Annotated in this window: 7 protein-coding genes; 3 read left to right on the forward strand and 4 right to left on the reverse strand. The window is 71.7% G+C overall.

Annotation, left to right across the window (positions count from 1 at the left end; all coding sequences use genetic code 11):
* The first annotated feature begins 37 nt into the window (after positions 1-37).
* Complete coding sequence (locus L0P92_RS39820; RefSeq protein ID WP_234768012.1) at positions 38-1,588, forward strand: glycoside hydrolase family 43 protein; 1,551 nt, start codon at positions 38-40, stop codon at positions 1,586-1,588.
* Positions 1,589-1,619: 31 nt separating this feature from the next.
* Here the strand turns inward: L0P92_RS39820 and L0P92_RS39825 are convergent, their stop codons facing one another.
* Positions 1,620-2,636, reverse strand: coding sequence for a LacI family DNA-binding transcriptional regulator (locus L0P92_RS39825; protein ID WP_234768013.1), 1,017 nt, complete (start codon positions 2,634-2,636; stop codon positions 1,620-1,622).
* A gap of 253 nt (positions 2,637-2,889) precedes the next feature.
* Between L0P92_RS39825 and L0P92_RS39830 the strand changes: the two genes are divergently transcribed.
* Positions 2,890-4,176, forward strand: coding sequence for a hypothetical protein (locus L0P92_RS39830; RefSeq protein WP_234768014.1), 1,287 nt, complete (start codon positions 2,890-2,892; stop codon positions 4,174-4,176).
* Positions 4,177-4,189: 13 nt separating this feature from the next.
* Here the strand turns inward: L0P92_RS39830 and L0P92_RS39835 are convergent, their stop codons facing one another.
* Positions 4,190-5,356, reverse strand: coding sequence for a pentapeptide repeat-containing protein (locus L0P92_RS39835; protein WP_234768015.1), 1,167 nt, complete (start codon positions 5,354-5,356; stop codon positions 4,190-4,192).
* A gap of 200 nt (positions 5,357-5,556) precedes the next feature.
* On the opposite strand from L0P92_RS39835, the gene L0P92_RS39840 reads away from it, so the two are divergent.
* The gene (locus tag L0P92_RS39840; RefSeq protein ID WP_234768016.1) at positions 5,557-6,537 is read left to right on the forward strand and encodes an alpha/beta fold hydrolase; all 981 of its coding nucleotides are present in this window, start codon (positions 5,557-5,559) and stop codon (positions 6,535-6,537) included.
* A gap of 28 nt (positions 6,538-6,565) precedes the next feature.
* On the opposite strand, the gene L0P92_RS39845 is transcribed toward L0P92_RS39840, so the two are convergent.
* Both L0P92_RS39845 and L0P92_RS39850 read right to left on the reverse strand, forming a co-directional pair.
* Entirely contained in the window at positions 6,566-7,009 is a 444-nt protein-coding gene (locus L0P92_RS39845) for a hypothetical protein (protein ID WP_234768017.1), read from the reverse strand.
* Positions 7,006-7,574, reverse strand: a 569-nt coding sequence (locus L0P92_RS39850) for a PKD domain-containing protein (RefSeq protein WP_234768018.1), incomplete at its 5' end; no start/stop codon positions are given. The genes L0P92_RS39845 and L0P92_RS39850, both read right to left, overlap by 4 nt.

Raw genomic sequence — 7,574 nt, forward strand, 5'->3', positions numbered from 1 at the left:
GCCCCCCAGTCCGCCTCGCCCGCCCCGGAGTGCGCCCGTGCCGACCTTCGCCAACCCCGTTCTCCCCGGCAGTCATCCGGACCCGTCGATCTGCCGGGCAGGAGAGGACTTCTACCTGGTCACGTCGTCGTTCGCGTACTACCCCGGGCTCCCTGTCTTCCACAGCCGCGACCTGGTGAACTGGCGGCCGCTGGGGCATGTGGTGGACCGGCCGTCCCAGGTGTCGTTGAGCGGTCTTGACATCTCGGACGGCCTCTGGGCCGCCACCATCCGCCATCACGAGGGCACCTTCTACGTCGCCGTGACCCTGGCGAGCGACCGCCGGGGCAGCACCACGTACCTGTTCACGGCCTCGGACCCGGCCGGCCCCTGGTCGGACCCGACCGTCCTGGACGCGGAGGGCATCGACCCGTCGCTCTTCTTCGACGACGACGGCCGCTGCTGGTTCACCGCCTGCCGCGACGCCGCCGAGCCGGAGGTGACGGGCCCCGGCGAGCTGTGGATGCGCGAACTCGACCTGGAAACACGGGCGTTGACGGGTGCGACGCACGTCCTCTGGTACGGCGCGATGCGCGGTGCCTGGGTGGAGGCGCCGCACGTGTACAAGCGCGACGGCGTGTACCACCTGATCGCCGCCGAGGGCGGCACCGAACACCATCACGCCGTCACCGCGGCCCGCTCCGACACGGTCACCGGCCCCTACGTCACGGATCCCAGGAGCCCACTGCTCACCCACCGCCACCGTGGCGTGGCGGAACCGATCCACAACGTCGGGCACGTCGACCTGGTCGACACCCCCGCCGGGGAGACCTGGGCCGTGGCACTGGGCGTACGGCCGGTCGAGGGCACCCACACCCTGGGTCGCGAGGTGTTCCTCGTGCCGGTGGAGTGGACCGACCGGGGCCCGGTCTTCGCACCGGACACCGGTCGAGTACGGCTGTCGGAGCGGCTGCCGGCGGGAACCACCCCACCGGCCACGGTCCCCCACCCGGCCGGACCGGTCCGGGACGACTTCACCGGCTCCGCGCTCGGCCCGGAGTGGAACAGCCTGCGCGGACCGGTCGACCACCTCGTCTCGCCGCGCCCCGGCGAGGGAGGCCTGAGCATCCGGCTGTCCCCCGAGCCCCTGCACTCGACAGGCACCCCCGCGTTCGTGGGGCGCCGCCAGCAGCACCTCCGTATGCGCGCACGCACCCGTATCCGCTTCACCGCCGCCTCACCGGCGTACGAAGCGGGTCTGGCCGTGGTCCAGGACAACCACCACGCCACCCTCGCCCTGACCACCGACGCTTCCGGCACCCCGCTCGTCGTCCTCACGGCCCGTCGGGCGGGCTCCGGGACCCGCCTCGCGGCGACGCCCGTGACGCACGACGACCTCGTCCTCGCGGTCGACAGCGACGAGTCCGGCTACACCTTCCACGTCGAGGACGGCACCGGGACGACGACCCTCGGCAGCATCGACCGGCCCTTCTTCAGCACGGAAGTGGCGGGCGGGTTCGTCGGTGTCCATCTCGGCCTGTACGGCATCGGCGACACCGGGGCGGGCGAGGCGTACGTGCCCTGGTTCGAGTACGGCCCCGCCTGCTGACCTTCCTGCGCCTTGGAATCGGCGCCGCGCCTCAGGAATCCACGCGGGGCGCGGCGGTGCTGTGCCGGACGACGAGTTCCGGTGCGATCTTCTGGCGTTGCGCGGCGTCTCCGCCCAGCATCCGTACCAGCAGCTCGATGGCGCTGCCGCCCAGGTGGGCGAAGTCCTGGCGGACGGTGGTCAGGGCGGGCACGAGGTAGCCGGCGCCCTTCATGTCGTCGAACCCGACGAGTGACACGTCCTGCGGCACCTTCACGCCTCGCTCCGCGAAGGCGGCCAGTACGCCCATCGCCATCTGGTCGTTGCCCGCGAAGACGGCGGTCGGCAGTCCGGTGCGGGCCGTGCAGAGCTGGTGGGCGAGGCGGAACCCGCTCTCCGCGCTGAAGTCCCCTTCGAGCATGGTGCCCCGCGCTCCGGCGCCGGCGAGTTCGGCCTGCCAGCCGTCGACGCGGGCCCGGGCGTCGAAGGTGCGCAGGGCGCCGGTCAGATGGGCGATGTGCCGGTGTCCGAGGTCGAGGAGGTGCCGGACCGCGAGCCGGGCGCCGAGTTCCTGGTCGACCTCGACGAAGCTCAGCCCGGGGTTGGGCACGCTGCCGGACATCACCACGGCCACCGGCACTTCGAGGACGAGGCCGGACAGCGCCTCCACGGCGAGCGGATTGTCGGCGACGACCGCGATGGCCTCGACCGACTGGTCGGTGAGCCGTTGCAGTGTCTCCACGAGGTCACCGGTGGTGCTCTCGCCCTGCCGGCTCGCCAGACTCACCCAGTAGCCGGCCTGCTTGGCGGCCGTCTCCACGCCCAGAAGGATGCGGGGCAGCTCGAACAGCTCCGACCCGACGATCACCACACCGATCGTCGAGGAGCGACGGCTCTTGAGGGCCCTGGCCACGCTGTTGCGGCGGTAGCCGAGCTTCTGGATCGCGGCCTCGACCCGGGCCCGGGTCTCCGGCCGCACCGACGGATGGCCGTTGACCACCCTGGAGACGGTGATGTGCGAGACGCCGGCCTCCCGCGCCACGTCCATCATCCCCGGTGGCCGGTTCATCTCACTCGTCCCTCTGCCCTCGACCCCAGCACACGGCCCTGCGTCCAAGGCCGATACTGCCACAGGCCCCGGTGCCGCATCCCCGTACGGCATCCCAGGCGGTGTGCGGCCTCTCCCCGGGCACGACGGCCCCGGCCGGGACCGGTCCCGGCCCACCAGTGGTCCGATACGTCGAGGTCAGTGGTGCCCGCCCGGTCAGCGGCGGGTCGGCTCACAGGGCACGGCACGTGACGAGCGGAGAACGGGGAGTCGGATGAGAAGGCCGGTACGTGAAGGTGCCATCGCTCTGGCGGCGGTGGCTCTGCTCGCCTCCTGCAGCGCGGGTCCGAAGGGGGACGGCGACGGTTCGGAGTCCAGCGCGTCGGCGAGGCCCAGCCGGAAAGCCCTCGACCTCAGCGGCGACCCACGGGCCGCGGCGCCCCTGGCGTTCGACAGCAAGGCGGCCCATGTCCTGCCGACCGGTCCCAAGGGCAATCCGACCATCGCCTTGTACGGGCGTGCGGCCTGGCTCTCGCACTCGTCCGGCGTGACGGTGTACGACCTCACCACGGGCAGGGCCGTCAGCACCGTCACGACCCGGAACACGCCCATGTACGACCTGCCGGCGCCCGGTGAGATGAGCAAGAAGCAGGCCGAGCTGGTACGCGACCGCGTGTCGTTCCCGGTGCCGGTGCGGATCGGCGGTGTGCCGGCCATGGTCACCGTCGTGCCGGTCCGGCTGGCCGCGAAGGGCACCGGCAAGGCCCAGGCCGGGTTCGAGGTGATCGCGGCGCGGGCGGACGACGGCAAGCCGATCTGGCGGCTTCCCGTGGACATCTACGGTGACCCGGTCGGCAAGCTCGGCGCGCTCCAGGTGTCGACCGGGGACGGCGTGGCCACCGTCACCTGGACCGATGACGGCTATCCGACCGGCACCTTCGCCATCTCCCTGGACGAGCCCCGCCTGCTGTGGCAGCGCGCCGGTTTCTGGAAGGTCGGCGGATCCGGCGACGCAGTGCTGGGTTTCCGCGAGGAGCCCGACGAGGACTACTCGTTGGCCGGTGTCGGAGCGACCGACGGCCGTGACCTCTGGGTCAAGGAGGTGCCGGCCGGTGCCCTCTGGGCCATCAGGTCGAACGGCGCGCCCTTGGCCAAGCTCGACGACGACAGCGAGCAGTCGCGGCTCATCGAGATCGCGACCGGTGACTTCGCGCTGTCGAAGCGCGGCGGCCTGACCAAGGGCATGGACTGCGAGCACGACGACGAGGGCACCGTTCAGCTGTGCGCCTCGAAGAAGGACGGGGCGGTCGCGGTGGACGACGCCGGCAAGGTGCTGTGGCGCCGGGCGGCGGGTGCGGGTCCGGGCGACTGGAACGGCACCGTGGAAGCCGAGTTCAAGGATCTGTTCTACGTCAAGGGCAAGGAGGGGGCTTTCGTCGTCGACGGGCGCACCGGACGAACGGTCAGCGCCGACGCGGGCGTTGTCCCCGACCGCGTCAGCGCGTACGCCGCACTCGTCTACACCGACACCGGCACCGAGGTCCACCTGGCCGAGCGCTGAACCAAGCCGTCGGTCACGGCATGGTCCGCAGGGGCGGATGCCGGGTGGTGATCCCTGGCGGCTGGAGCAGCGGCGGAGGTTCGGGGCCGGGATCCTCGATGACGACCACGCCGGCGGCCACGGGGTCGAACCCGGCCGGCCAGCGGGTGTGCTCGCTGGCCAGCGCGCCGGTCAGCCGTGCCTGGAGCAGATCGGCCGCGCTCAGGTCGGTGCCCCGCAGGTCGGCCAGTCGCAGGTCGGCACGGTGGAAGACGGCACCGCCCGCGTCGGCCTTGCGCACATTCGCCTCGCGCAGGTCGGCCTCGGTGAAGTCGGCGTCGCGCAGGTCGGTCTCCGCCAGCCGCGCGCCCCGCAGATCGGCCAGCACACAGCGGGCCCGGCGCAGGATCGCCGTCGTGAGGTCGGCGTGCCGCAGGTTGGCCGAGACGAGGGACGACTGCCGCAGGTTGGCGTGGTACAGGCCGGCTCCTTCCATGCAGGACCGGTCGAGATTGACCTCGTGCAGCCACAGCCCGTCGCAGTCGGCCCGGCGCAGGTCCGTGCCGCCGAGGTTGACCCAGGAATTCTCACGGGGCTGCAGCAGCAACACACCGAGCCCGGTCAGCGCGACCTGGGCGTCGGCGGCCCGGACCTCCAGCGGCACGACGTCGTTGATGGACAGGTCCGCCGCCGGAGCGTCGGGGCGGTCGGGCGGCCAGGGCAGGTGCGTGCGCAGGTAGGCCGCCTGGATGGAGACGACGGCCTCACGGTCGCGGGCGGAGTGCTCCGCGATGCGCCACAGCGCGTGGAGCCCGCCGATGCGTGTCTCCAGCTTGTCGCTGCCCAGTTGATCGACGGCCGTGCTGAAACGGTCGGTGACATGGCCCTCCTGCGTGGCGCGCAACGTGTCCTGGCTGACCCGCAGTTGACGCCAGGTGGCGTACGCACCGAACAGCACGACCATGCCGCCCACGGCCTGGAGAAGGGCCGTACGGACGTCGGCGACGGCTTTCAGCCGGTCCTGGGCGGCCACGCTCGCCCCACCGAGATCATGGTCGACCACCACACCGGGCACGAAGACCAGCGTCGCCCCCAGAACGGCCAGTCCCAGTGTTCCGGCCAGCGCGACCGCGAGCGCGCGACGCCCGGCCGCCCGCTCACCCCGTGGCCCGCTCCCGTGGTCCGACTCCCCCGTGTCCATGGGCATGGGAGCCTAGGCGCCGCTCGAAAGACGATCAAGGTCGATCGGCAGGAACGGCGCCCATCCCTAGGTGATTTGCTGAAACGGCAACGAGGCTCGGTACCGCGGCGGTCTCCGCAGCAGGATCGGCAGCGAGCCACGAACCCGGCGGACCTGTCGGCGGTCGCGGCTCACGCAGGCCGACCGGATTCGGAGGACCCATGTCACCGCACACCACGGACGTCACACACCGCCTGGTCTCCACCTCGGCGGGCCGGATCCACCTGGTGGAACAGGGAACCGGGCCGCTGGTGCTGCTCGTGCACGGTTTCCCCGAGTCCTGGTACTCCTGGCGGCACCAGTTGCCGGCTCTGGCGGCGGCCGGCCATCGCGCTGTCGCCGTCGACGTCCGTGGCTACGGCCGCTCCTCACGGCCCGACGACCCGGCCGCGTACCGGATGACCGAGCTGGTGCGGGACAACGCCGAGGTGGTGCGTGCCCTCGGCGAGGAGTCCGCGGTGATCGTCGGCCACGACTGGGGCGCGACGATCGCCGCCAATTCCGCGCTGCTCAGGCCGGACGTCTTCCGCGCGGTGGGGCTTCTCAGTGTCCCGTACACCCCACGCGGCGGGCCGCGACCCAGCGAGGTCTTCGCACGGCTCGGCGGGGACGAGGAGTTCTACGTCTCCTACTTCCAGCGGCCGGGCCGCGCCGAGGCCGAGATCGAGCCCGACGTACGCGGCTGGCTCGCGGGCTTCTACGCGGCCTTGTCCGGGGACACCATGCCCGGACCGAAGGCTCCCGATCCGCACTTCGTCGGCCGGGGCAAGGCGATGCGGGACCGGTTCCCCGAGGGCCGGCTCCCCGCCTGGCTGGGCGAGCGCGAACTGGACGTCTACGCCGGGGAGTTCGAGCGCACGGGTCTGACCGGGGCGCTGAACCGGTACCGGAACATGGACCGCGACTGGGAGGACCTGGCCGCCCTGGACGGCGCCCCCGTCGTCCAGCCGTCGCTGTTCGTCGGGGGCCGGCTGGACGCCTCCACCACATGGCTCGCCGACGCGATCGACGCCTTCCCCGTCACGCTGCCCGGGCTGGTCTCCTCCCACCTCCTCGACGACTGCGGCCACTGGATCCAGCAGGAACGCCCTGCCGAGGTGAACCGGATCCTCCTCGACTGGCTTGCGGCCCTGCCCGGTTGAAGCGAGGGCTCGCCGGGCCGGCCCAGGCTCACCCGACCTGAAAGGTGATCCGCAACGGCGGCAGGCCCTGCCGCCCGGTGGTGCGCAGGACCGCCTCGCCCGGTTGCGCGGCGCGGATGTCCCAGGCGCGGAAGCCCGGATCGGTCTCGTAGTCGACGGGTACGAGGACGATCGCCGTGCCGTCGACAGTGGGCGCGGCCTCCCGCCAACGGCCGGAGAGGCGCAGCTGAGTGGTGTCGCCCAGGGCGAGGGTGACGGTGCGGCCGGTGTCGTCCTGGGTGAGGACGGCTGGAGCGGACGGCGCGGAGGGATCAGGGGTGGCGGTTGTCGCCGTGGTTTCGGGCGTGTGGGTGTGGGTGTGGGTGGGCGAAGTAGTAGCGGGTGGTGGGGAGTTGTCGGTGCAGGCGGCGGCCGCCGCCACCCCGAGGAGCAGGGTGGCGGCGGCGCGCCGCAGGACTGTCATCCGTGTCATACGAGTGGGATGTTGATACAGGTGAGGATGGCCGCCTGGGCCTTGAGCTGCTGTGTCGTGGCGTTGGGGTCGAGGCGTACCTTCTCGGCGTTCTGGACGGCCTCCAGGAAGGGTCTGTCAGGCTTCAGGTCGCTGTCGGTGTCGACGAGTTGGTTCGGCTCGAAGGCGCCGTTGGCGAAGTTCAGCCAGGCGGCGAGCAGTTGGCGGTCCAGCGAACGCTTGGGGTCCAGGAGCAGGTTGAGGAAGAGGACGTCGGCGGCCTTCTCCTGCGTGGACACGTCGACCTTCTCGGAGAACACCGCGCTCGCGTGCTGGACGATCTTCAGATAGCAGTCCAGCGTCTTCTTGCCGAGCCCGGTGAGGTCGCCGGTCAGGTACTTGACGTACCAGACGTCGGCGAGCAGCGACAGCGGGGCGTTGCCCTGGACGATGACGGGCATCGCGTCGGTCCCCGTACCGCCGTCGTCGTCGCGTGCCGTGAAGGTCAGGTCGTACAGGCAGGGCTTGGCGTACGTGTGGGCCTGTGCGTCCGTCAGGTCGCGGGGCTGGACGCTGGGGCTGCTGG

This window comes from Streptomyces muensis, assembly GCF_021474425.1.
Lineage (GTDB): Bacteria > Actinomycetota > Actinomycetes > Streptomycetales > Streptomycetaceae > Streptomyces > Streptomyces muensis.